Raw genomic sequence first — 22,905 nt, forward strand, 5'->3', positions numbered from 1 at the left:
ATTCCATAGATAAACGGTAATCCTCCCATTTTTAATGGGACGTGATTGTAGAATTATGCTGCCATATTAAGTTTCTGTTTCGGTGTTATGCCACCGATGGCCATACTGGGCCTTTCATTGTTATATGTCCATAGCCAACGAGTGGCGTGATCTTCTGCCTCCTTTATGGTTCCAAATTCATATCTCCCAAGCCATTCATTGCGAACAGTTCGATTGTAGCGTTCGATGTAAGCATTCTGCTGGGGGTTTCCCGGCTGGATGTACATGATGTTGATATTACGCTTGCTCGCCCAGTTCAGCAGAGTGATACTGACATATTCCGGGCCGTTGTCCACACGGATGTTCAACGGCTTGCCCCGCCATTCAATGATCTGGTTGAGGCTCCTGATAACGCGTTCAGCCGGTAGTGAGAAGTCCACCTCAATGCCAAGCCCTTCACGATTGAAGTCATCAAGAACATTCAAGGCCCGGAACGACCTGCCATCGCTCAGCTGATCAGCCATAAAGTCCATCGACCAAGTATGGTTGGACGCATCAGGAACACTCAGTGGATCGGGCTTTTCCCTGACAAGCCTTTTACGAGGCTTTATCCGCAAGTTCAACGCCAGTTCCCGATATATCCGATACACACGCTTATGGTTCCACTTGAAACCTTTGACATTGCGCAGATACAAAAAGCACAGGCCAAAGCCCCATGCCTTGTAGGTGTCCGTCAATCGAACCAACCAGTCAGCGATCTCGGCATTCTCATCGCTGAGCTTGTGGGCATAACGATAACAAGTTTCGCTGATGGAAAAGGTGCGGCACGCCAGGGCAATAGATACGCCGTGGCATTCGACCGCGCTTACCGCCATCTCCTTGCGTTGGGATGGCATCAGCGCTTTTTTCCAAGGGCTTCCTTCAACAAATCATTTTGCATGCTGAGTTCAGCATACATCTTCTTTAAGCGCTTGTTCTCATCATCCATGGCTTTCATTTGAGAAATCATGGAAGCGTCCATGCCGCCATACTTCGCCCGCCATTTATAAAATGACGCATTCGACATACCATGTTCGCGGCAAAGTTCAGGAACCGGAACGCCGTTTTCTGCCTGTGCCAATATCCCCATAATCTGGGGCTCTGTAAAGCGTGATTTCTTCATGCGAATTCTCTCCTAAATCATTGTGAGAAAATTCTACTTTCAAATCCATCTAAATATTGGGAGGATTACCGAGGGTCCAGGTGAACCCTGCTGAAGCAGGCTCAGGTAGCGAGTCAGCGCATCCGAATCGGTATCGGGGCCGTAACGCCAATTCTTAAACATGCGTTTAACATAATCATCGGCTTCCTGGGTGCGCGCAGACCGCTGAAGCAAGGCCCTTTCCCGATTACTAAACCGATCCTGAAGGGACGATTTTCTTAGCCCCGCACGGGCCTGCGTGGCGGGTATGACACGGGATTGGGCATCCTTATAGGCCTCAAGATTCATGCGGGCACTGAGCCCGCCCAATGTTTCCTCGAGCCCCTTGGCCGCAAGGCCTTCCGCTACACCCTGTCTCGATCCACCGTATTGCCCATAGGCCTGGGCTTCATCTGAAATGCCAGGCATGATATCGCGCTGATAGCGCTCTATCACGCTGTCCATCGCGTGTTTTAACACCGGATCATAGACCGAGGGGTCTGGCTGTCCGGTTGTCTGGGCCTCGAGGCCGGGCGACATCAGATCGCCCACGTCATAGCGACCACCGGATAGATCATCGGCGATCGTTTTCCCTTCCTGCTGGGCGGTCCGATGGGTCTGTATGCTAGGCGTAATCTCCTGCATAAGAAATTTAAGTTCATCAGGCGTGAATTTTGAGCCCTTATAATTCCTCATGGCTTCGGGATAGACGCCGGGAATAGCCTGTCGAGTCATCGTCTCCCCGCCGTTGTCCCCGCCGGCTGGGACATAGTTTGGATCGTCACGCTGCGCCAACTTGAGTTTTTTTAAATACGCGTCAATTTCCTCGAAGAGCGAGGGCACCGACGCATTATTATTGGGGTCACCTGCAACCGATCCTATACCATCGGGATAATATACCTGAGTCCAGGCATCATAATAATCTTGCATCCGCTGGGGCCACTGAGACCCTTCCTCTTGGAACTTCCAGGGGGTCTTGCCTGTACGCGTATAGTAGTCCCTCCATTTCTGGTAGCTCGGCTCAAACAGAGACAGCTGATCCGTATACGCTTTATCCGCATCAATTTGTTGAAACTTTTTCTGCAGCCGCGTATACCCGGTATTGCTCGGCGGAGGATTTACGTTCGCCAGAGCATTGTCATCAACGGTTGCGTCCGTGCCCGGATTCAGTGAGGCCTGGGTAGGCTGTGGTATATCGGTTTCGCGCCGAATGCGCGTCGGTGCCTGGCGAGGCCTCGCCAGTGAAGACGCCAAGCTAGGTTCCATGGGGCTGGATGCTGGGCCTGGCATCCCCTGGTATGGGTCGGACGCCTGAGGCAACGCCCGTTGACCTAACATGTCCTCTGGCAGCGCGCCGAGGCCGGGAGGGGCCGCCATGGACGGTGAGATCGGCCTGGGTCGGCTCATCGGGGAGGCCGAGGCACCTCCACCTGGGTATTTTTTCTGATAAAGCGCTTTCAGTTCTGGCGACCAGTTTGCCATATTGAGCATAACTTAGATTCTCGGTTTTTTTCTCACGGGCTTCCGGATCGAGGCCATCCGATCAAAAGTCGTTGTTTCGGGTATGTCGAAATCATAACTCGGGCGTAGAATCCGAGATTTTCTGGCCTTATTAATCAGCTCGTTTGTATTGATTTCGGGCTGTTTTGGTTTTTTGCTAAAAAGACTGAACCTCTTTTTTCCTGACTCGGCCAACCCGGCATTTTCCTCTTCGATCTTTTCAATCATTTTATTTCGACGTGAATGGTAATTCTTCACTTGAGTATCGATATTTTTGCTCTCAGCTTGCCGAATGAACTCCTCACTCTTGCCTTCCCGCCTCAATTCATTTTTAAAGGCCTCGGGGTATGATGAGTCATTGATGAGATGCGTGGTATCGATTTGCATCTGCTCTATCGACGTCATTCTTCTCAAGTCTTCCAGCGTACTGTTTCCCGGCGGATAGCCCTTGAGCAACGGTGAGGGATTTCTATGGAGCTCGGGAGCTTCCTTAGGAGTATACGGTTTCGCCATGGACGCTTGAGCCACCGGTTCCGGTTTGCTCCGGGGGATTGTCAATAAACGCTCATCTTTAGGCCGTTTAAGATGGCTGGTTATATCCTCAACGCTTTCCTTGAATTCTCGTGGGTCGATATTCTTTGCGAGCGGCGGTTCTGCCTCAGAAACAGCCGAGGGTGCTTCAGTAGGAGGTGGGCGATCGAGGCTTTTTATGATCTCATCAATATTCTTAATGCTTCCCTCTATAGTTGAGAGCGGCGGTTTCGTCCCAGAAACCGCTGTGGGTGCGTTAAGCCGCGGTGCGGGCTGTGCCAGCGGCGGTTCTGTCCCAGAAACCGCTGTGGGTGCGTTAAGCCGCGGTGCGGGCTGTGCCAGCGGCGGTTCTGTCCCAGAAACCGCCGTGGGCGCTTCAGTAGGAGGTCGACGATCAATGCCTTTTAGGGCCTCATCAATTTCCTTCATGCTTTTCTCGATACTTGCATGCTTTTCTGCATACTTGAGAGCGGCGGTTTCGTCACTTGAGAGCGGCGGTTCTCCCTCAGAAACCGCCGAGGGTGCTTCAGGCGGCTCTATCTCTGGTGGTGGCTTTCGCGTGGGATATTCAGCCCCTGTGGACCACTTTTGCATCCTCGGGTCGCCCTTCAGCCGAGACTGTAATTTTTTATAGTACTTTTCAGCCTTGGGTTGGGATAGCCACTCACTGAGGTCTTCCCCCTTCTTAAACCGCGGCCCCAGCCAGTCATCATACACTCCTTTGTTCGGCATACCGGCTGCCTTCCCAGGCTTAAGCTTCCACCTTGCCTTATCGTATAGGCGGGTTAACTTTGAGTAGCTTGGCGGTTTAGGCAGCTTGGCTTGCGGCCTAAAGGTCTTGAGGTTTTTTCCATATTCCATCAACTCACGATAGATGGCGTCTTTCTCCATAAATTCAGGAGTCTCCCCCATACTCGTATAGCCTTCCAAGTTAAAGCGCTCGGGGGGGGATTTACGTGCATTTTTTAAAATGGCCAGACGGTCATTCATGCGCATGGCACGCCCTTTTTCCGAGTCCGAAAGCAGCGTATCGGCCTGTTCATTCATCAGGGCCTCATCGAAATCATTACGGAATAGCTCATAACGAGGATGGGTGAAATACGTCGGCTGCTCCTCGGCGTAAGCAGGGTTTTCTTCCCATTGACGCAATTGATCCGTTTCGACCATGAAATCATCGAGTTCTTTCTGCCACTCGAAATTTTGTTCAGGGGACAAATCATTCCGCCAAGTGGACAAATCCTTCATACGCTTTTCATTGGCGACCAGCTGCTCGGGTTTCGGTGTCACTTTACCCGACGTTTCAGCGGGGGATGATATCGACGGCCTGGCTAGATCGGTTGACGGCGGCGCGATCGGTTGCCCGACTTGGGATTCGGTGCCGACCCGCCGGGCGAGGCCCCCTTTACCCGATAAGGCCGTTTGGGGCGCAACCTCTCCTTCACTCGATAAGACCGTTTTGGGGATGGTATTTTCGGACAACTGGGCCGCACGACCAGCGGTGGACTCACCTGCCAAGCCCCTACCGGTCATCCCTGCGACCCTCGCAGTCTCACCCGCCTCCCCCAGGCCCCCAAGCCTAGAGGCGACCGCGCCTGCCTCACCCGCCTCCCCCAGGGCTCCAAGCCTAGAGGCGACCGCGCCTGCCTCACCCGCCTCCCCCACGACCGGCAAAGCCAAAGAGCCAAGAAGTACGCCAGACTGCCCAGCGATATCCAGCGCCTTATGCAGGGTGGGTTCACTGCGGATGGGAGAATCGAGGGGTGTTCCGGATTGCCAGCCCACATCGGCGATACTGCCCAACCCAGTAGGTCGTAGTAACTGGTTCGCCCAGACACAAGATTTCGTGTTTACACCGGGCGCAGTACATTCTTTCGCGACGTCATCCGGTATTGTGGATACCGACTTGATAAAGCTATCAGCCGCGCCGATAGGATTGGAGGCAACATCCAGGAGTCCGAGCCCAAAATCGCCGATCCCCGTACCGATTTTACCGTACCATGGTTTAGGCAACCGGTTTCCCAAGAAACCAATCATATATTTTTCTTTGTCTTCAGGATGTTGCTTTAACCAATTGGGATGCTCAAAAAGAAATTTCCGCTTGTTATAAAGATCATGAACCGGATCACTGAATTGAGCCGCATAGTTTTCCCTTGCTTTAAGCGCCTTGACCCCCTGTGCCAGCGGATTGATATAGGCCAGATAATCCCACCAGTGCTTATTCTGATGCTGCTCATCCCAGTAGGTGCCATAGGATTTATCTTTTGGCTTGTGTTCATAGATGGCTTCCCGATTCGCCTCTGTACGGGCGTATAGACTGGGATCGATGGGCATTTCCCCCGTGGGCCATCCTTCTTTTTTGGCGCGCTGGGTCATTTTAAGGTTGTATTCCATACGCTCGAGTTCGTCGAGCGTTGTCGGGTTCTGTCTGGCGCCTTTATCACTAAATTTCGGCTGGCTCATTGCCTCCTTGAGGTAGTCCGCCTTACTCATCGAGGGCTGATCAATGTCATACCTACCCTCCCAGTATTTGCGAATTCGATTGCGGAAGTCACTTGAGCTGACAGGCGGTTTATCGTATTTCTCGGGCAGCCTGGGCAGAGGCATCCCCGCCAGTAACCTCTCATAAGGCCGGTGATAGAAGCGCTTGAGGTTTTTGAGCTTATCGCATTGTTCGGGGGTGCTTTTTGAGCAATACCCTTCTTCAAACCATCGCTCGTACCAGCCTTGATCCATGCGGCGAGGGGCATTCCCCAACAGGCTGACCTCATGAGAGGGCGCGACAACATGCCCCGAGCTCGTGGCGCCCAGCATGTAGGGAGAATTCGCGTTGAGCTGAAAACGTTGGGATCGGGTGATCCGCCCGCTGGGATCGCGGCTTAAATAGTGCGCATTAGGATCCACCAACCGAGGTAGGTTGAACGAGGTAGGCCCCGCGGGCGCCCCGGGCGGCGCCTTACCCAGCTCTTTTTGAATATTACTGAGTCCGGCTTGCAGCGGGGATGATAGCGGCGCCGAAACCGGCTTGGGATGACCTGGATCCGGTTTGAAGGTGATCGGGCCAGACTGGGGACCCGGCGACTTCATGACAGGATGCAGAGGGATCGAAAAAGATGCGCGACGACGCCGTTTTAGCAAAGAAGATTCTTGCGGCCTTCTAAACGACGTGCCAAACGACGGGCTGAGTGTCATCGGCTACTTATTTATGGCTTTTAAAAACCCCCACCCAACATAGCCTGATCCACCGGCTTCGCGTGCTTCTTCTGTGGGTGGGGTTGAGGCAACATCAAGAGCGGCATCATCGCTTCAGCAAATTCATTTTTCCAGTTACGCATCGGTGGGCCGATCAGATGCCCTCCGAGCAGGTAGGGTGCCAGTTTATCCCACGGCTCAGAAACTGACGTTGTTTTAATTTTTGAGGTCGCCATGCTGCTGCTCCCGTAAGAATCGATCTAAATCACTGAGTATTACGTAAATATTTGCAATATCTTTCTTAATTTGCTCCACATCGTGCTTGATCGTCTCGACAATGCTTTCAAATTTACTCACTTCTCCCATGATAGCGATACCCTCACGACTCGACAATGGTGTGGGCAATTTTTCAATCTGTTCATGGTAGTAGTGACCGATTGATTCAATAACGTGTTTTTGCAGCATATCCAGTGAGCGGTCAACCTCAAGCGTTAAATTCATCAGGAATCTTTTCGTTTGATCCGGCATCTCCTCCGGAAGGTCCCCAGGGGATAGGTTGAGATGGATTTCCGCTGCCATAAATCAGTACCTGCCCTTGTCGCTGAACTGTATCGTATAACCGGACAACTTGAAGCCTGTGGCGTCATGATTGGTGATGCGAAGCGTATGGGTTAAGCCTGCCACTTCGATCGGTAGGCCGGGAAAAGGGGTGTTAAGTGGGTAGTTGATCAATTTATGATCCGTTGCCCCCCCCGGGAGTGTACTCGTGAGCTCGACACTAACGGAGCCCTCGCCCTCGGCGTAGAGACAAATATTATGCGAAAAATCAATGGCCCGGCGCTGCCCCAGATCAATGCCTTCGCGCTCAAGTCGGAATTCACCTAACGAGCTTTCAACATCGACCTCCTGAATCCCTTGCGAGCTCCCCACAAAAAGACGACGGATACCAAACGTTTCACTGCCGGTGAACTCGAATATGCTACCGGTGTTGATACCGGTTTGAAATGATTTCAAGGTCACTTTATGCCGATCGGTATGATAGCAGGCCGCCATGTTGGCAAATTCAGAATCCCCTACTGGGAAACAGAAGTAAATCTCGCGTGTTGATGGGCGCATGAAGACATGGCAAAGATGACGTTTCTTGTCATCTATACGGTTGAAAATCCATCGGTTCATCCGCGCTTCGAAAATTCGATCGATCTGCCAACCATCATGCGCAAATATCTCATCACGGCCAAATACGTAGTTTTTGCCATTAAAATCGACCGCGCAATTCTTGCCCATGATGCCGACACCTTTGATGGCCTGGCCAATACTGAAAACATAATTGCCTCCCACGTACTTAATGGGCCAGATCGATTCCTCCTTGTAAATGCAAAACCGGTTCCCGAGCGTTACCCCATCGACCACTTCATCTCCACCGTCCGTCAAGGCGATCTCGCCGGCTCGACTCCCCGCTTCAGCGGGGAGCCAGGTCTTAGGCAGATGACCAGGTTGCGCTCGATCTGACCACATGATGTCAAAAGGCCGACGAAACGTGACTTTCCCATCACGGACATCCTGATGCTTAATCTCGACTTCCATCTTGATTGCAATCAGGTGGTTAGAAAAGTGACGCATCACACTACAACTATGGCCATCCGGCCAATGATTAAGCGCCTCAAACTTATCCTTGTATCCGCCACGATCGTCGCGCATCAGAACCAGGGGCTTTTGACCAAAACCCGCGCAGAAGTACGGTATACCGCCGAATGAACCACCCGTCCATTCGTTTTGCTTTACGGGGGGAGAGGCCTCATCGGCACTCCATTTAGGGATCACTTGGCTTTTTGTTGCATCATGATCGAGATGGGTCGCCTCATATATCTCTTTCGGGGTAGACAGTAGCAAACGCCTTTCCTGCCCATCGTTCCAGCCCACCAACAGCTGCACCGGATAATCCACCTCGAGAAGCGATTTAGCCGGTTTCTCCTGAACCGCTTCAATCCCGTTGAAACGCACTTGATTGGCAAACGTCCAAGCATCCGGCGGAAGTATCAAAGGATTGACGTCTTTGATGACACCCGTGCTGCCACAGTTCATGACGCTGTATGTCTGAATATCACCCATGTTTTAGCTCATGTTTCAGATAGCTCCTAATTCGCGTGGGTAATCTACATCACGCCAATCGCGCTCACCGAGGCCGTATAGCCGTTTCGCTTCCTCTAAAGCTTTCTGATAGTTTCCACATAGAAGACCTACAGCGAAATAATCCTTCAACACAAACAAGCATGTGGAGTTTTCAAAGTCTTTTTGCTGGGCTTCCAGTTCATCTTTGGTCAAAAACTTAAGTAGATACACTTCGCTTTCGCCCTCATACCCCGCAATAACCAGTTTGCCCGAATAAGCCGGAGGAGCCGCCTTTACACAAGCGCTCTTTAGAACAACTAAATCCTTAAGAGGCGCGCTTTTGGCACGATTAAAAGCTTCTTGACTAGAAAAACCCGCGTCACCGACCAATGTTGGAGTCAAGCAGTAAGGGCAGCATACGGTAGTATCATTGTCCTCCATCATCTTTTCTTCTTCCTGAATATCAGATGGCAAGAATTCTTTTCCGCAGTCAACGCAGGCGCACACAGTGCTTTTTCTAACGGTTTCTCTGTTTTTAAATCTGTTTTTTTCTATTTCTTCAATGTATGGCATTTGTACCCGTATCTCCCCATTCGCTTCTAATCTCTGTATTTTAAAAGTGTAAATCGTTTATTGTTTATATTTCTCTGTACAATTTTTGGCCAGAGGACCGTTACCACGGCCTCTGCTGGAATTTCGTTGGCCCTCGACAATACGACCCCGCCATCTTCATGTATCACCCGCACAATTCGTTTGGTCTTGTTGTCGACATAGGACACGCCGTTCTTAATGATGTTATCCGCCACTGTGTACGTCATTCGTATCTGATTGGTGGATGCTCTAAAAATATATTCATTGGCATGCTCGCTATAAAAACGGCCATTGAACCAATGATATTTAAACCCGTTGATTATCCTTATAGTGCCATTAATAAGGATCCGAGGGCTGCGTTTATCATCATGGTGAAGCTGCCCAGGCCCATTAATACCCTTCTCAAAACTCACCCCCTCCGGCATGGCGGGGGTGCCGACGCAGGCCTCGGACAGGACGCCAAAAAGAAATATAGCCCCAAATAAAACCACCATTCTGCGTTTAACGCTTTTCATTGAGAAGACTCTTGACCTTGGTTCCTGCGATTGTTGCAAATCATAGGCAGTGCCTGGTTTGTTCTCAAGTCCCGTTTGAACTGAAACTCGCGAGAAACGTTTAGGGTTCTGCGTCGATAGACGCAGGTTCATCAATGTTTGTCGGGAGTCACGGGAAGTCCAGAAGGGACGTGCCCCGTCTGGGACAACTGAAGCGCATGCGAAAGGCGTCAGATCGATAAGAAAGCAAAATTTTGGGTGGATCGTGCCTAATAAAGTATGGAAAAAAAACTATGGGTCACCACCCAAAAAAAAGCGCCCTGTACAATTTTCGTACAGAGCGCCGCACTAATAAGTTTTTAAACAGTTTTTAAGACTTGTTTTTAAGAGCGGAATTCTTCTTTTGAATCATGAGGTTACCGCATATAAACCCGACACTTTCGACGTAAAACCCGACACTTTCGACGTAAAACCCGACACTTTCGACGCAAAATCACGGGGTATCCCCAGAGTTATCCCCATAACCGCCGAACTGATTAGTAACAATTTACTGTATTACCAATGGTTTGGCATGTGTAAGACTTATTGCTATTTTGCCTAATAGCGTTTGCAGTATTAATTGAGTTCATGCTGCTGTGTGCGCGATTTTTACTATTTTGCATTTCACTTTGCAAACAACTGGCCATCTGTTGAGATCCGTCGGTGAATCCATATGCCTTACATGCCTTTTTAAAGTATGCGGCTTTGGTTTCGATTGAGGCCGTACTGTGCCAAGCTGGACTTCCGGGCAGACCCATCACAGTTTCCCCTTTTATGCCGGTAGAACAACCAGACGAAAAAGCCATTGAGAACAAGATAAAATATAGAGTAATAAATTTCATGTTGAGTAAAGCGGTCACCTGGCGTTGACCTCAGGCTCGTCAGACGCTGACGGACTCTTCGGGTGTAAACGGACCACATTGTCCCCCTTGAGACTCTTTTCTTTAAACCTAAAGGCGAGCGAATGGGCCGCTCTTCTTTTCCTTTTGACTTCCCATCCGGTGAATTTAATCCCTGACTTCGCTTCCAGCTCTTTGATCGCGGGCTCGATTACCCGCCGATTCAGATCACAGAACGCTTCGTACTGACCATCCAAACCGAGGCGTTTTCTGAACTCATCAACGGTGATCAACAACGTTTTGGTGCGGCTGTTTTTGTTTCTCCATTTGATGAGAAGCTCATAGAGCCGGATCGAATAGGTCGACTGAAGCGGCGCCACCTTGCGGAGTTCGTACCAAGTAAAATTCTTAGTAAGATGGTTTAAATGAGCCTCCGCGTGCTTCGAAAACCGCAGAAGAATCGTCGCCTCGCCTTCCAGGTACTCCACAGAATCAAACCATTTTCCGTCCTGACCGCCAATCTGGAGCTTACGCTCGGATAGCTGCTCAGTACCCTCCTGTAACGCATGATAGGCTCTGTCTAACGACGTACCAAAAGTCTCGGCGTACTCTTCCGCCGTGTAGGCAATCTCTTCGGGTAAGGCCACGTACGGATTAATTTCGGCAATACACGCCAGAATAATCCGCTGCTCGACCAGATTCAGCTTATAATGGGCATCGATTAACATGTTGGACTTGAACACCTTTCTCTGACCGGGTGACAGGGTCTTTTGCTGCGCAGCTTCTTCGTCTTGCTGCGACTTATCATCTTCCGATGATAAGGGTTTTTTTAGTGCAGGTTCTTTGTCTTCCTGGGCCTGTAAAGTAGCCTCCATACGACTAACCAGCCTTTTCATATGCTGCAACCCTTTATCTTCCGATGATAAGGGCTTTTTTAGTGCAGGCTCTTTGTCTTCCAGGGTCTTGAAAATAGACCCCATATAGTCATCCAGCTTTTTCATAGGCCTGCACCTAGGGCTGGATTAGGGACTAATTTACGCTCCAAAAACACAAAGCGATATTTTTCAAAGACTTGTCGCTTTGAGTTTGGCGGAGAGAGAGGGATTCGAACCCTCGATACGCTATTAACGTATACACACTTTCCAGGCGTGCTCCTTCAGCCACTCGGACATCTCTCCAGATTTAAGGAGCGCAAGATTAAACTAGTTTGTACCTGGAATCAAATGGCTAAGCGGTTATCGGGTCGATAGGAAGTGGGATCTCCATGGAGAAATCAGCTGTAAAATGGCATATCCCTGTCAAAGCACTATTTTTTCAGCTGATTTCGCCCCGGCCAACAAATCGCCTCTATGGCCAACCAAGCTCATCAGAGGGTTAGATGTGGTAGCTGAACTCTCCCATAATCGCATTCTCTTCCAATTCCCGGAAGGAATCGGTACTGAGATGCAACAACTTGCCGTGATCACCACTCTCGAAATAGAGATCGGGTTGTTGTAACAGGGCCACATCCACCAGGGTCTCAATCCCATAGGGATCGCCAACCGGTGGCACCGCACCTGTCTCACAATCGGCAAAGGCCTGCTGTAGCTCTTCTTCTGATATCAGAAAGAGATTGCGTCCGGTAAGTTGGGTCAGATCATCAAAATCGATGTGATGGGTTGCCGGAATAACCGCTAACATATAGCTCTCGTCATCCCCCAGCAATACCGACTTGGCCATCCTGTCTCCAGGAATGTGCGCGGCTTCCGCACTGTGCAGTGTGGAATTGGTGCGTCTATGATCGATGATCTCGTAATCTAAAGCATGATTCTGCAAAAACTGCTGGAGTGAAATCGCAATTGCCATAACACCACCTCTTCTCTCTCTCGTCCTGATAAAAAGATTATAGTTCGAGTTTTCATCTCCTGTGAAATGTGAAGATCAATCAGACACTCTATTCCATAAACGAAAACTGTTGCAGAGTACATTGGGATTGTTATTTTTAATCTAGCTGACCCGATCAAGTTCAGTTGTCCCATCGACAGCATAGATCTCAATCACACCTCGGGATGTTGCCATTTCAAACGAGCTGCCAACCTAGTTCGAATATTCATCCAGTACCGACTCAATCGATTCAATGATCGAGTCGGAGATCTTTGGGTTGAGCGCATCGGCATGAGGTGAGGCAAAGCTGCCGGAATCGTTATCGAAATATTGCCCGTTGGCCGATTCAAATTCATCCGACAAAGCGGCCCGGGTGAGAATATCCGCACCGATGCTGATGTCCTTGCCGGCCACGCCGAACGCCTGTTTGACCATCTTACTGCCGAGCATCGAACCGGGATTGACAGCGATGATTCTCGGGCCTTGCTGCTTGTGAATCTCCGCCAGGCTGCGGGACCAGGCAGTGATCGCCAGTTTGCTTTGTGCATAAGCTTCAAAATCGTTATCGATTCGCTGGCGTCCCATCAGTGCCTGCAGGTCCACCGGGGATTGAGCCGCAGATGAGAGATTGATGATCCTTCCCGTTCTCCCCATCAGTGGCAAGACTTTTTTTGTCAACAGATAAGGGGCAATGGTATTGACCACAAAGCGCACATCCAATCCCTCCGGGGTAAGTGGTTCGGATGTTTTGAAGATGCCCGCATTGTTGATCAGTACATCGATCTGCTGATGCCGCTCCGCCACTTGATCGATCAGCTTTTGCACCTCGCTGAGCACGGAGAGGTCGGCGATATAACTTTCCACCCGGGCACTGTCTGCCAGGCTCGATAGATCTTGTTCTACCGCTAAGAGTTTCGTTGGATTGCGTCCGTGCAGTATGAGGTGATGTCCCATGCTGACCAGTTTTTTTGCGGCAGCCAGACCGATACCATCGGTTGCCCCGGTTATCATGATGGTTTTCTGCATTTGTTCATTCCCTTAGTGGTGAAATTCGGGCAGGATTTCTGCTGACAGATGCTTCAGTGTAGTCTCGATATCCCGCTGATTGAATCGCAGATTGAGCGCTACATGGTTGATGCCTATCTGTTCCAGTGACTTCAAATAGTTGCGTAGATGATAAGCACCCAACCTGAATCCCAGATGGATCGGTTGCGGATCTGTCTTCGGGTTTTCAGTCAAGTCGATATAGAGGGATTGCACCGCAGGCTTGGCAAGCCCACCCACAGCTTTAACATTGGCGCGCCAGTCACTGACCAGTCGCGCCTGAGCCGACACAGTGCGGGGATAGGTGATCCACCCCTCTCCATGCCTGGCGATCCAATCCGGATCCTGTTGACTGCCACCGGTGATCAGCATCGGCAGTTTGCCAAAGGCAGGTTTCGGCAACATATCCATACCACCATGGGGATTGCCATAGTCACTCTCAAATGCCGCTCGCTCCTCCCACATACGACGAATGTAGTCAAAGCTCTGGCGAAAGCGCTCACCACGATCTTCAAAACTGATATTGAGCGCCGGATACTCTTCCGGCCGGTCACCCGAGGCCACACCGAGAATCAGCCGTCCGCCGGATAACTGGTCGACACTGGCTGCCGCTTTGGCAACGTGTGCCGGATGACGTAAGGGTAGTACGATGCTGGCGACACCCAGGGTGATACGTTCGGTTTTAGCGGCCAGCATCCCCAGATAGACAAATGGATCGAAGAGCTGCCCGGCATCACCGAAGGATGGAACATTGAACGGAACATCCCTGAGCCAGATCGCAGAGAAGCCTAGCGCTTCTGCCAAAGCCACCCGTTCCATATGGCGTGTCATCGAGGGAACTGGCGCCGAGGTGTACTGCTCCAGGGGCACCACCAGACCGAGACTCAAACGACCCGATTGAAATGTACTGTTGTAGCCTGGATTGATTGTTTCAAAGGCTGTCTCTTCAATTGCTGCATTCATAATCTTGTCTCATCAGAAGAACGGATTGGCGGAAGCCGAAGCTGATCCCCTCCAATCCATGTTGGTCCACTCAAGCCAGATCGTCCTTACCTTCCACAAGATAGTGATGACTGACCGATCCGGCCGTTCTGGCCTGCAAATGAGGCTGGTATAGGGGGTCTGCCATGAATGACTTGGCAGCCTGTTTGGATGGCCACTCTATGATGATGCGCAATGCCGCCTCTTTCTGCTCGCCTTGAAGCTGAGTGTGGCTGGTGGTACGCGCCAGGTATTTTCCGCCATGTTGAGCGACCAGCCTGTTGGCCGGCTCGATGTAGTCTGGAATCCAATCCTCACTGGTCGGTGTTACATCCAAGACTGAATAATAAGACATGGTTAAATCCTCATCTGTATTCTGATATGAGAATCCTGCTTGCTGGACAGTACAGGTTGTGGCATTCAAAATCCCTGCAGAACAATCTTGCCGATCGAACGACCCGACTCCAGCTCCTGATGGGCTTGCTTCAGATTATCGGCATTGATCACACCCAGTTTTTTACCGACGGTGGTTCTGATATACCCCTGATCAATCAGATCAGCCACCCGGTTCAACAGATCACTCTGTGCCTGCATATCCGCCGCATTGAACATCGAACGGGCAAACATAAACTCGATATGCAGTGACTGACTCTTCGGCTTCAGTCTCATCACATCCAGCGACTCGGGATCATCGATCATGGCGATCTTGCCGAAGGGTGCCAGCAGTTCCGTGTAAGCCTCAAAGTAGTCGGCGGTATTGTTGAGACTGGCAATGTGGGTCACCGGGCCTATGCCCAGTGCCTCGATCTGGGGTTGTAACGGTTTGCTGTGGTCGATCACATGATCCGCGCCCAGCTGTTTTACCCAGGCCTGTGATTGTTGCCGCGATGCCGTGGCGATGGTGGTGGCACCGGTGATGGTACTGGCCAGTTGCAGCAGGATGGAGCCAACCCCACCGGCGGCGCCGACCACCAGGATGACCTCATCGGATCTCTCCTTTGTCTCGGGTGATACCAGAGTGATCGCGAGATGTTCGAACAGCAGCTCCCAGGCGGTGATCGCGGTCAACGGCAGTGCGGCCGCCTCTTCATCCGTCAGGCTTTTCGGTTTATGGCCGACCAGACGCTCATCCACCAATTGGTACTCCGCGTTACTTCCCTGTCGGTTGAGATCACCGGCATAGAAGACCTTGTCTCCGGGATTGAATGTGGTGACCACTTCACCGGTGGCCACAACCTCACCCACCGCATCCCAACCAAGTACCCGCCAGGCCTCATCGCTGGGGGCCATATTCTGACGAATCTTATAATCCACCGGATTGACCGCAATCGCATCGATCTTCACCAGCAGATCCCGGCCTGTGGCGATTGGCTGGGGGAGCTCGATATCAAGCAGTGCTTCAGGGGTCTCAATCGGCAGGGATTTACTGTAACCAATGGCTTTCATGGGGTTGCTCCATCTCAGGCGTGAACGAATGAAATGAAGTGTAGGTGTTGATTAATCCTCCTTAAACAGCATAATTAAAGAAACATTTTCAAATATTATTTGACAATATGCTGCTCGAAGATCTGCAAGTGGTCCTAAAAGTCGCTGAACTGCGCAGTATTACAGGTGCCGCGGCACAGCTGGACATGCGTACCGCCACCGCCAGCGCCGCACTCAAACGAGTGGAGCGTCAGCTGGGGATGGATCTGTTTATCCGCACCACCAGACGACTCAGACTCTCCTCCGCCGGCGAGCGCTATATCCCCCAGTGCGAGCAGGCCCTGTTGATGCTGGAGCAGGCCAAGCAGAATGTACGGGATGATCTGGATATCGTGGACGGGGAGCTGCGAATCACCCTCTCGTCGGACCTTGGGCGCAATCTAGTTACCCCTTGGCTGGACGAGTTTTTGGACAGCTATCCGAAGGTGAGTCTGAAAACCTATATCAGTGACAGCAACATCGACTTCTATCGGGATGCGGTGGATATCGCCCTGCGCTACGACTCACCCGATGACGCCAATCTCTATGGCTTCAAAATCTGCAAGGTTCCAGGACTGCTCTGCGCAACTCCCGACTATTTGCAACAGCATGGCACCCCTCTCCACCCACACGATCTGCCGGCACACAACGGACTCTTCTATCAGCTCTATGACATCATTCATGATCTCTGGAGCTTTACCCGGGATGGCACCGAATACAAAATCAAAATGAGTGGCAACCGGGCCTCCAATGACGGTGATCTGGTCAGACGCTGGTGTGTTGCCGGTAAAGGCGTGGCAGTAAAATCCTGCCTCGATATGTCGAATGATCTGCTCTCCGGCAGAGTGGTCAACCTGCTACCCGAATACAAGCCTGCCGCCACCGAACTCTGGTTGATCTGCCCCAACCGGCAATTGATCACACCGGCTGTGCGACTGTTGAGAGATCAACTCAAAGCGAAGTGCAATCGAATATTGAACAAGCTGGTCGAAGAGGCGTTTATCGACGAACAAGACATTGCTTGATGTTTAAACTAATACCTCGTTAGGCCCTCTTCACTCTGTTCTTTAAAATTCACCTGCTGGAACAACAAACCGGTTTTTTTAGCGTAGCGATGCAGAGCTTGATGGGGTAGCATTCACTCTTTGATTGAATCACAGACAACTCCAACCGTATTATTAAAAAAAACAGCAATGGGCAAACGAAAAAAGAAATCGCACTCCATAGCCGATACAGCCGATCGTCACCATCTTTACGAACTTTCAGTGCAATGCTCCGAAGCTGAAATCGATTTCGTCGATGACACTTTCAAAAAGCTCAAAGGGCGTCGCGCCAAACGGTTGCGAGAGGACTTCTGCGGCACCGCCAATGTCTGTTGCGAATGGGTGAAAAGACGCAAGAGCAACCAGGCGATCGGGGTCGATCTCGATACCGAGGTTCTGCAATGGGGTGAAGCGAATCAGCTTGCAAAGCTGAAATCCTCACAGCGTAAACGGGTTACCCTGCTGGAGGAGAATGTACTGAATGTCGAGACTGAGCCGATGGAGATCATCTCAGCCATGAATTTCAGTTATTGGCTGTTCAAGGAGCGTGACCAGCTGAAAAGCTACTTTCAACGGGTCTATGAACAGCTCTCCGATGATGGCGTACTTTTCATGGATGCCTATGGCGGTTATGACTCCTACAAGGAGATCAAGGAAGAGCGTGACATCGAGGATGGTGACGCCACCTTCACCTACATCTGGGAGCAGGAGAAATACGACCCGATCAGCGGCACCTTAATCTGCCATATCCATTTCGATTTTGAGGATGGCTCACGCTACGAGAAGGCCTTCAGTTACGACTGGCGCCTGTGGAGTCTGCCCGAAGTCCGTGAACTGCTATCCGAGGTGGGATTTGAGAAGATCACTTTTTATTGGCAGGGATTCGATGATGATGGCGAACCCGATGGTATCTTTCTTCCCGTTGAAGAGGGGGAAGCCGATGCTGGTTGGATCTGTTACATGACGGCTGAGAAAAGTTGATCGGACGCAGACGAGACACTAGGGCCTGGTAACACTCACCCAATCTGTCCTGCTGGGGCTGATTTGTGCCCAGCCAGGCAGAATGATCGTAGTGAAGTTATTCTACATAATTGAATGTTAACGCCGCTGGGCGTACCACAAACCCTGCCACTGCTGCCCCAGAAACTCCGTACATTATGTTAACTGACTTATCGTTAGTTGGTTTTCATTGCTGATTGAGAGATGAGAAGGCAAAGATCGGCAGATGAACAAGGCCAGAATCATTGTCAGAATGTCGGATATCAACTCCCCTCCCCCCTTGCGGGAGAGGGGCCGGGGGAGAGGGGGCGAATGAGCACCTTAGCCTTTATGAGAAATCAACGTGATAAAGATGAAGGGTTAGCGAGTTTTGCTCTATTTTTTAGCCAGCTGAAACGCTTCGCGTACACCCTCTCCCCAACCCCTCTCCCATAAAGGGAGAGGGGCTTTTATAATCTTGCCGCTGGGAAGATTGAAAATTAACGGGAGATAACTGGCCCCATCCCCTCTTTATTAAATCAATATGGGGAGTTGCGCCTGAATAAGCGCCACAAACCCTTGCTCATCGCTCATTTGGTCCAGCTAAACTACGCGCCACACGCCTTAATTGACGCTTTTTCAGGCACCACAGGACATATTGAGTTCGTTAGAACAGGCCCTAACACTAAGCCAATCGTCACTTGTCTTGTGCCTCACAGTAATCTTTGACAAATTGCGCGATCTGTTGCGGATTATTCAGATCGAGCTGGGGTAGCTCACAGGGCTGCTCTATGGGTGCGTCACTGGCAATCGCGATCACCGAAGGATCGTCGGTAAACAGCAACGGTTTACCAAGTGCCGGACGGTGGAGTTCTATCTTGGGGAACTGCAGGTGCCTGAAGCCTTCCACCAACACCAGGTCGAGGCTGCTGCAATCCAGTCGCTCCAGCAGCACAGGCAGTTCCGGCTCTTTCGCTTTCGCCTCATCTACCATCAACGCCCAGTGCTTTGAGGTTGCCAGCAGAACCCGCCCTGCGCCGGCCTTACGCAGTTCGTAGCTGTCCTTACCCGGCTGATCGACATCCACTTCATGGTGCGCATGTTTGATCACCCCCAGGTTGATGGAGGATTCCCGTAGCAGCGGTATCAACTGCCTCAGGAGCGTGGTCTTACCCGTACCGCTGTAGGCGGCAAATCCGAGCAGTGGTGTACTACTGAACTGTCTCATGCATCTTCACGCTTTGCACCGTGAATCATAATGATCAGATCGGCCGCATCCCGACTGATGCCTAACTCCTGAATCAGCTCATCAGGACCGGCACCGGCCCGCACCATGCTGATGGCGTCGCTATAGGGAGGATCACCCTGCAGATTGGACTGTTCGATATTCTCCTGACGCTCTTCCAGATCCCGTCCCTGCCGCTCCAGACGATTGACCCGCCTGTCGACCCCAACCGCGCTCGAACAGAGTGCCGCCACGGTCTGCTTGAGGGTCTGAATCTCTCTGCTCTGTTGCGCCTGCAGCTCCCTCCGCTTGTGGTCGATGAAGAACAGGTAACTGAGAAATGCCACCAGTAACAGTGCCAGCGGAAGCAGAACGAACCAAAAGAGATTTGAGCTACCGGTCATAGTCTACCCTGGCGTATTGCGCTGCTTTCAATACCAGGGCGGATCGAGGGAAGTGGTTTGACCATTAAAGATCCTCTGAATAGTTCTCTGTCGATGAAAATGTACCGATTCAGGGCGCGGATTGCACCTAATAGCTCACATTTACCTATATTTCACATCGTACATACAGTCTAGCTTGGCGTTAACATCCCAGCCTATGACTTGTTCAGAAGTTTCTCAAGCATACTCATCGATGTGCGGCTTTCCATTGTCTTTATCCTGGTCAGGCTTCTTGCGTTCCTGATTCGTCTGCTCATCCTTGCGTTTGGGGCGTTCCCGACGCATGGGAGGCTTGCTCGGTTTAACCGGATAGAGCGGGGTAAGCGGGTTTTGATCTCCAATTTCAGGCATATCAGTTGCCCTGTGTGAACCTAGTAAATTAATTCACTACTGTTCCAGATAGTTTAGTTAATTTTCAGCTCAACGCATGTCCCGGGGACCCCGAGTGCGGCTGTATCCTGACTGACCGCACCCTCAGGTTGATCAGTACATGCTGATTTCCTGCCACTCCTCATCCGTCAGCAGCTTGTTCAGATCCACCAGTATCAATAACCGGCCTTCCTGTGTCGCCACACCCTGGATATATCGGGAACTCTCTTCGGTCCCCACGTTGGGTGCTGCATCGATTTCATCTTCACGCAGTTCAACAACTTCGGCAACGGCGTCAACCAGTATGCCGACAACCTGCTTTTCAGATTCAATCACAACAATACGGCTATTATCACTGACTTCCACGGAAGGGAGCCCAAACCGCTTTCGGGTATCGATTACCGTCACCACATTGCCGCGCAGATTGACGATACCCAGGACATAACTTGGCGCCCCGGGTACAGGTGCAATCTCCGTCACTCTCAAGACTTCCTGTACCTGCATGACGTTAATGCCATAAACCTCATCCATCAGGATGAACGTGACAAATTGAATCAGTGGGCCACCGCCACTATCGTCGTCATCTACACTCATTATCTACACCCCTATCGCTTGCAGACTTTTATCTGTTGGTTTTTAGCGCGCAGCAGATGACTGCTTCACAACTGTCGTTTATTCGATGACCGAACATCATCCAAACCCTAGCCTTTCAACTTAAGCCGCCAGCAGTTGCAACACCCCATCCACATCGAGCAACACACTCAGCTCTTCGACAATGATGCCCGCATACCAGGGTTTATTGTGGATACCATTACGCCAACGCACATCTTCCTTTACCACATTCATCGTATTGCAAATGGTATCAACCGCCAGCGCGCGGTCCCCTTCACCAATCAATAGCAGCTGTTGCGGTTCGATCTGTGTTTCGGCCGTCAATCTTTCCGGCATCAGTAATCGTGCACTGTCGATGACCACCACCTTTTCATCCCGATTGACTATCACTCCCATGGACCAGGCCGGCTGTCCAGGTAACTGACTCGCTTCACCATGGTAGTTGAGGATCCCTTTCATGGCATTCAGCGGAATCCCCATGGTAATACCGTTTACCTTGAACAACAGCACTTGAAACTCATTCTCCACCCACGCCGGAAGCGCAGAATCCTGTTGCTGTTGGGTTTGTGTTGATTGCTCGAGCTTTGGCTCAGATATCCGGGTCTCTTCCACCTTGATATCGGCCACCTGAGGTGGCTCTTTAACCGCCACACTTTCGCTCGGGATGGTATCGATCTCGAGCAGCAGGGTATCCAGATAGCTTTTCAACGCATGATCCGGTTCCTCGACCTTTTCGCTAACCGGTTTGCTGCGGGTTTTGTCATTTCCCAAGCTCATCCACCTGCTCCTGCCTGGGGTAGCGTCTCATGGTCATTCAACAGCTCTTCAACCAGTTTGCCGTAGGCCAAGGTGCCATGGCTCTGTGGGGCGAAGAACGCCGGGGGTATCCCCGCCTTGCTGGCTTCCCGAAACTGGGTATCGACAGGAACCAGGCTGTGCCACACATGATCCGGATAGCTCTCGCGCATCACTTTGAGGCTGTCGATGGAGGCGCGGGTACGTTGATCGTACATGGTCGGAACAATATGGTATGGCAGTGGTACGCGTCTCGATTTGGTGACCATATCGAGGGTATGCAGCATCCGCTCAAGCCCCTTCAATGAGAGAAACTCAGTCTGTACCGGAATGATCAGATGATCACAGGCCGCCAGTGCATTGATCATCAAAACACCCAGGATCGGCGGGCAATCAAGGATCACATGATCATAGCGATTCTGCAGCTGACCCATCGCCTGTTTAATGACCAGTCCCATGCCATCCAGCTTACCGGCTTGTCGATCCAGTGTTGCCAGAGCCATTTCCGCCGGCATCAGATCGAGGCCTTCGGTACCGGTTGGGTGTATCAGACTCAGGGGATCCACTGTCTGGTTTTGTGCCACGCCTTTGAACAGGCTGTAGACGCTCTCTTCCAGCCCATCCGGATCGTAACGGAAATAGCTGGTCAGAGAGGCATGGGGATCGATATCGACCAGCAGGGTACGCAGTCCCCACTGCGCCAACAGTCCACCCAGGGATACGGTAGTGGTGGTCTTGCCGACACCGCCTTTCTGATTGGCTACCGTCCAGACTTTCACCGGCCACTTCCCGGCAGATCGATGACCCGGTCCGCCTGCTTGTTCATACCCAGAATGATCAGTGTGACGCGACGATTTTTCGCGCGCCCTTCCTGAGTATTGTTCTCTGCCACCGGCCGATGTTCTGCGTATCCGACAGCGGACATGCGCCCAGGATTGATACCGGTGCGGGTCATCAGATGCACCACACTGGCTGCACGAGCGGCTGACAGCTCCCAGTTGGAGGGAAACTCTTCCGTATTGATCGGGCGATTATCCGTATTGCCCTCCACCTGCAGCTGATTGGGCACCGTCTTCAACACCTGGCTGATTTCGCCAAGCGCTTTTACCGCGGCTCTGGAGAGATGCGCGCTGGCACTCGGGAAGAGCATTTTGTCCTTCATGTTCACCACCACCCGATCTTCACTGAAACTCACATCGACCAGATCCTGGTCGACATAGTCACTCAGCATATCCTCGATGGTGGCGGCCAGAAAACTGAGCCGCTGTGTCTCATTGCTTGGCAGATCGGGGATCACCTGTTTGCCAACAGCCGTATCCATTCCCAGTTCATTCTCGATACCGGGGCCCTGACGCAACTCCCCCTGGATCAAGGCGCTCTCATCACCCAGACCGGGGGTATCGCCCCGACTGCGGGAGAGCTCACCAACCTGGATCGGATCGAGACTGCGCTGAGACTCCTGGAAGGCATGGGTCAGGGTCTGAGACAACACCCGGTATTTACCTTCGTTAACCGATGAAACAGAGTACATAACCACAAAAAAGGCAAACAGCAGGGTCACGAAATCAGCGTAGGAGACAATCCAACGCTCATGATTCGCAGGCTCTTCCTGACGTTTGCGTCTTCTAGCCATAGTG

The 22,905-nt window shown here is 51.4% G+C and carries 23 protein-coding genes and 1 tRNA gene; 2 read left to right on the forward strand and 22 right to left on the reverse strand.

Going from position 1 to position 22,905, the window contains the following annotated elements; translation table 11 throughout:
* Positions 1-53: 53 nt before the first annotated feature.
* The 15 genes from AC4IE8_RS21105 to AC4IE8_RS21175 all read right to left on the reverse strand — a co-directional run bounded on the left by AC4IE8_RS21105 (position 54) and on the right by AC4IE8_RS21175 (position 15,785).
* A protein-coding gene (locus AC4IE8_RS21105; RefSeq protein ID WP_490791976.1) for an IS3 family transposase occupies positions 54-1,141 on the reverse strand; the annotation gives its coding sequence in 2 pieces (ribosomal slippage) (positions 54-880 and positions 880-1,141; 1,089 coding nt in all).
* 39 nt (positions 1,142-1,180) lie between these two features.
* Entirely contained in the window at positions 1,181-2,413 is a 1,233-nt protein-coding gene (locus AC4IE8_RS21110) for a hypothetical protein (protein ID WP_490791977.1), read from the reverse strand.
* A 240-nt stretch (positions 2,414-2,653) separates the two neighbouring features.
* A complete protein-coding gene (locus AC4IE8_RS21115) occupies positions 2,654-6,274 on the reverse strand; it encodes a hypothetical protein (protein WP_490791978.1) in 3,621 nt (1,206 codons plus the stop codon).
* A 125-nt stretch (positions 6,275-6,399) separates the two neighbouring features.
* Positions 6,400-6,615 carry a hypothetical protein gene (locus AC4IE8_RS21120; protein WP_490791979.1) on the reverse strand — a complete coding sequence of 72 codons (216 nt, stop codon included), beginning with the start codon at positions 6,613-6,615 and terminating at the stop codon, positions 6,400-6,402.
* On the reverse strand, positions 6,596-6,958 hold the full coding sequence (locus tag AC4IE8_RS21125) for a hypothetical protein (RefSeq protein ID WP_490791980.1): 363 nt from the start codon (positions 6,956-6,958) through the stop codon (positions 6,596-6,598). The genes AC4IE8_RS21120 and AC4IE8_RS21125 overlap by 20 nt, the downstream gene beginning before the upstream one ends.
* A 3-nt stretch (positions 6,959-6,961) precedes the next feature.
* Entirely contained in the window at positions 6,962-8,488 is a 1,527-nt protein-coding gene (locus AC4IE8_RS21130; protein ID WP_490791981.1) for a hypothetical protein, read from the reverse strand.
* 15 nt (positions 8,489-8,503) lie between these two features.
* Positions 8,504-9,061 carry a hypothetical protein gene (locus AC4IE8_RS21135; RefSeq protein WP_490791982.1) on the reverse strand — a complete coding sequence of 186 codons (558 nt, stop codon included), beginning with the start codon at positions 9,059-9,061 and terminating at the stop codon, positions 8,504-8,506.
* Between the two features lie 26 nt (positions 9,062-9,087).
* Complete coding sequence (locus AC4IE8_RS21140; RefSeq protein WP_490791983.1) at positions 9,088-9,594, reverse strand: hypothetical protein; 507 nt, start codon at positions 9,592-9,594, stop codon at positions 9,088-9,090.
* Positions 9,595-10,468: 874 nt separating this feature from the next.
* Positions 10,469-11,452: a replication initiation protein gene (locus AC4IE8_RS21145; protein ID WP_490791984.1), complete on the reverse strand. Its 984-nt coding sequence runs from the start codon at positions 11,450-11,452 to the stop codon at positions 10,469-10,471.
* An 86-nt stretch (positions 11,453-11,538) separates the two neighbouring features.
* Positions 11,539-11,629: transfer RNA gene (locus AC4IE8_RS21150), tRNA-Ser, on the reverse strand.
* Positions 11,630-11,825: 196 nt separating this feature from the next.
* Positions 11,826-12,296: an aminoacyl-tRNA deacylase gene (locus AC4IE8_RS21155; RefSeq protein ID WP_068992459.1), complete on the reverse strand. Its 471-nt coding sequence runs from the start codon at positions 12,294-12,296 to the stop codon at positions 11,826-11,828.
* 231 nt (positions 12,297-12,527) lie between these two features.
* Complete coding sequence (locus AC4IE8_RS21160; protein WP_490791985.1) at positions 12,528-13,340, reverse strand: SDR family NAD(P)-dependent oxidoreductase; 813 nt, start codon at positions 13,338-13,340, stop codon at positions 12,528-12,530.
* 12 nt (positions 13,341-13,352) lie between these two features.
* A complete protein-coding gene (locus AC4IE8_RS21165) occupies positions 13,353-14,321 on the reverse strand; it encodes an LLM class oxidoreductase (protein WP_068992469.1) in 969 nt (322 codons plus the stop codon).
* Between the two features lie 70 nt (positions 14,322-14,391).
* Complete coding sequence (locus tag AC4IE8_RS21170; RefSeq protein ID WP_490791986.1) at positions 14,392-14,694, reverse strand: DUF1330 domain-containing protein; 303 nt, start codon at positions 14,692-14,694, stop codon at positions 14,392-14,394.
* 65 nt (positions 14,695-14,759) lie between these two features.
* Entirely contained in the window at positions 14,760-15,785 is a 1,026-nt protein-coding gene (locus AC4IE8_RS21175) for a zinc-binding alcohol dehydrogenase family protein (protein ID WP_490791987.1), read from the reverse strand.
* Positions 15,786-15,892: 107 nt separating this feature from the next.
* On the opposite strand from AC4IE8_RS21175, the gene AC4IE8_RS21180 reads away from it, so the two are divergent.
* Complete coding sequence (locus AC4IE8_RS21180) at positions 15,893-16,828, forward strand: LysR family transcriptional regulator (RefSeq protein WP_490791988.1); 936 nt, start codon at positions 15,893-15,895, stop codon at positions 16,826-16,828.
* Positions 16,829-17,068: 240 nt separating this feature from the next.
* Positions 17,069-17,827, forward strand: a complete 759-nt coding sequence (locus tag AC4IE8_RS21185; protein ID WP_490791989.1) for a class I SAM-dependent methyltransferase — start codon at positions 17,069-17,071, stop codon at positions 17,825-17,827.
* 694 nt (positions 17,828-18,521) lie between these two features.
* On the opposite strand, the gene mobB is transcribed toward AC4IE8_RS21185, so the two are convergent.
* The 7 genes from mobB to motD all read right to left on the reverse strand — a co-directional run bounded on the left by mobB (position 18,522) and on the right by motD (position 22,901).
* Positions 18,522-19,052: a molybdopterin-guanine dinucleotide biosynthesis protein MobB gene (gene mobB / locus AC4IE8_RS21190; RefSeq protein ID WP_068992476.1), complete on the reverse strand. Its 531-nt coding sequence runs from the start codon at positions 19,050-19,052 to the stop codon at positions 18,522-18,524.
* Positions 19,049-19,453: a DUF2802 domain-containing protein gene (locus tag AC4IE8_RS21195; RefSeq protein ID WP_083226100.1), complete on the reverse strand. Its 405-nt coding sequence runs from the start codon at positions 19,451-19,453 to the stop codon at positions 19,049-19,051. The genes mobB and AC4IE8_RS21195 overlap by 4 nt, the downstream gene beginning before the upstream one ends.
* A gap of 216 nt (positions 19,454-19,669) precedes the next feature.
* Positions 19,670-19,843 (reverse strand): hypothetical protein, encoded by a 174-nt coding sequence (locus tag AC4IE8_RS21200; RefSeq protein WP_490791990.1) that lies wholly within the window; start codon positions 19,841-19,843, stop codon positions 19,670-19,672.
* Positions 19,844-19,975: 132 nt separating this feature from the next.
* On the reverse strand, positions 19,976-20,455 hold the full coding sequence (locus AC4IE8_RS21205) for a chemotaxis protein CheW (protein WP_068992479.1): 480 nt from the start codon (positions 20,453-20,455) through the stop codon (positions 19,976-19,978).
* A 120-nt stretch (positions 20,456-20,575) separates the two neighbouring features.
* Positions 20,576-21,250, reverse strand: a complete 675-nt coding sequence (locus AC4IE8_RS21210; protein ID WP_490791991.1) for a chemotaxis protein CheW — start codon at positions 21,248-21,250, stop codon at positions 20,576-20,578.
* Complete coding sequence (locus AC4IE8_RS21215; protein ID WP_068992485.1) at positions 21,247-22,047, reverse strand: ParA family protein; 801 nt, start codon at positions 22,045-22,047, stop codon at positions 21,247-21,249. Before AC4IE8_RS21215 ends, AC4IE8_RS21210 begins: the two co-directional genes overlap by 4 nt.
* On the reverse strand, positions 22,044-22,901 hold the full coding sequence (motD, locus tag AC4IE8_RS21220; RefSeq protein ID WP_068992488.1) for a flagellar motor protein MotD: 858 nt from the start codon (positions 22,899-22,901) through the stop codon (positions 22,044-22,046). The genes AC4IE8_RS21215 and motD overlap by 4 nt, the downstream gene beginning before the upstream one ends.
* Between the last annotated feature and the right edge of the window lie 4 nt (positions 22,902-22,905).

Source organism: Candidatus Thiodiazotropha sp. AKAK2 (assembly GCF_058244685.1).

Coding starts and splice junctions, on each gene's coding strand:
- AC4IE8_RS21115 (WP_490791978.1), bottom strand. CDS start 6,274: ATGAAGTCGCCGGGTCCCCAGTCTGGCCCGATCACCTTCAAACCGGAT.
- AC4IE8_RS21120 (WP_490791979.1), bottom strand. CDS start 6,615: ATGGCGACCTCAAAAATTAAAACAACGTCAGTTTCTGAGCCGTGGGAT.
- AC4IE8_RS21125 (WP_490791980.1), bottom strand. CDS start 6,958: ATGGCAGCGGAAATCCATCTCAACCTATCCCCTGGGGACCTTCCGGAG.
- AC4IE8_RS21130 (WP_490791981.1), bottom strand. CDS start 8,488: ATGGGTGATATTCAGACATACAGCGTCATGAACTGTGGCAGCACGGGT.
- AC4IE8_RS21135 (WP_490791982.1), bottom strand. CDS start 9,061: ATGCCATACATTGAAGAAATAGAAAAAAACAGATTTAAAAACAGAGAA.
- AC4IE8_RS21140 (WP_490791983.1), bottom strand. CDS start 9,594: ATGAAAAGCGTTAAACGCAGAATGGTGGTTTTATTTGGGGCTATATTT.
- AC4IE8_RS21145 (WP_490791984.1), bottom strand. CDS start 11,452: ATGAAAAAGCTGGATGACTATATGGGGTCTATTTTCAAGACCCTGGAA.
- AC4IE8_RS21155 (WP_068992459.1), bottom strand. CDS start 12,296: ATGGCAATTGCGATTTCACTCCAGCAGTTTTTGCAGAATCATGCTTTA.
- AC4IE8_RS21160 (WP_490791985.1), bottom strand. CDS start 13,340: ATGCAGAAAACCATCATGATAACCGGGGCAACCGATGGTATCGGTCTG.
- AC4IE8_RS21165 (WP_068992469.1), bottom strand. CDS start 14,321: ATGAATGCAGCAATTGAAGAGACAGCCTTTGAAACAATCAATCCAGGC.
- AC4IE8_RS21170 (WP_490791986.1), bottom strand. CDS start 14,694: ATGTCTTATTATTCAGTCTTGGATGTAACACCGACCAGTGAGGATTGG.
- AC4IE8_RS21175 (WP_490791987.1), bottom strand. CDS start 15,785: ATGAAAGCCATTGGTTACAGTAAATCCCTGCCGATTGAGACCCCTGAA.
- AC4IE8_RS21180 (WP_490791988.1), top strand. CDS start 15,893: ATGCTGCTCGAAGATCTGCAAGTGGTCCTAAAAGTCGCTGAACTGCGC.
- mobB (WP_068992476.1), bottom strand. CDS start 19,052: ATGAGACAGTTCAGTAGTACACCACTGCTCGGATTTGCCGCCTACAGC.
- AC4IE8_RS21195 (WP_083226100.1), bottom strand. CDS start 19,453: ATGACCGGTAGCTCAAATCTCTTTTGGTTCGTTCTGCTTCCGCTGGCA.
- AC4IE8_RS21200 (WP_490791990.1), bottom strand. CDS start 19,843: ATGCCTGAAATTGGAGATCAAAACCCGCTTACCCCGCTCTATCCGGTT.
- AC4IE8_RS21205 (WP_068992479.1), bottom strand. CDS start 20,455: ATGAGTGTAGATGACGACGATAGTGGCGGTGGCCCACTGATTCAATTT.
- AC4IE8_RS21210 (WP_490791991.1), bottom strand. CDS start 21,250: ATGAGCTTGGGAAATGACAAAACCCGCAGCAAACCGGTTAGCGAAAAG.
- motD (WP_068992488.1), bottom strand. CDS start 22,901: ATGGCTAGAAGACGCAAACGTCAGGAAGAGCCTGCGAATCATGAGCGT.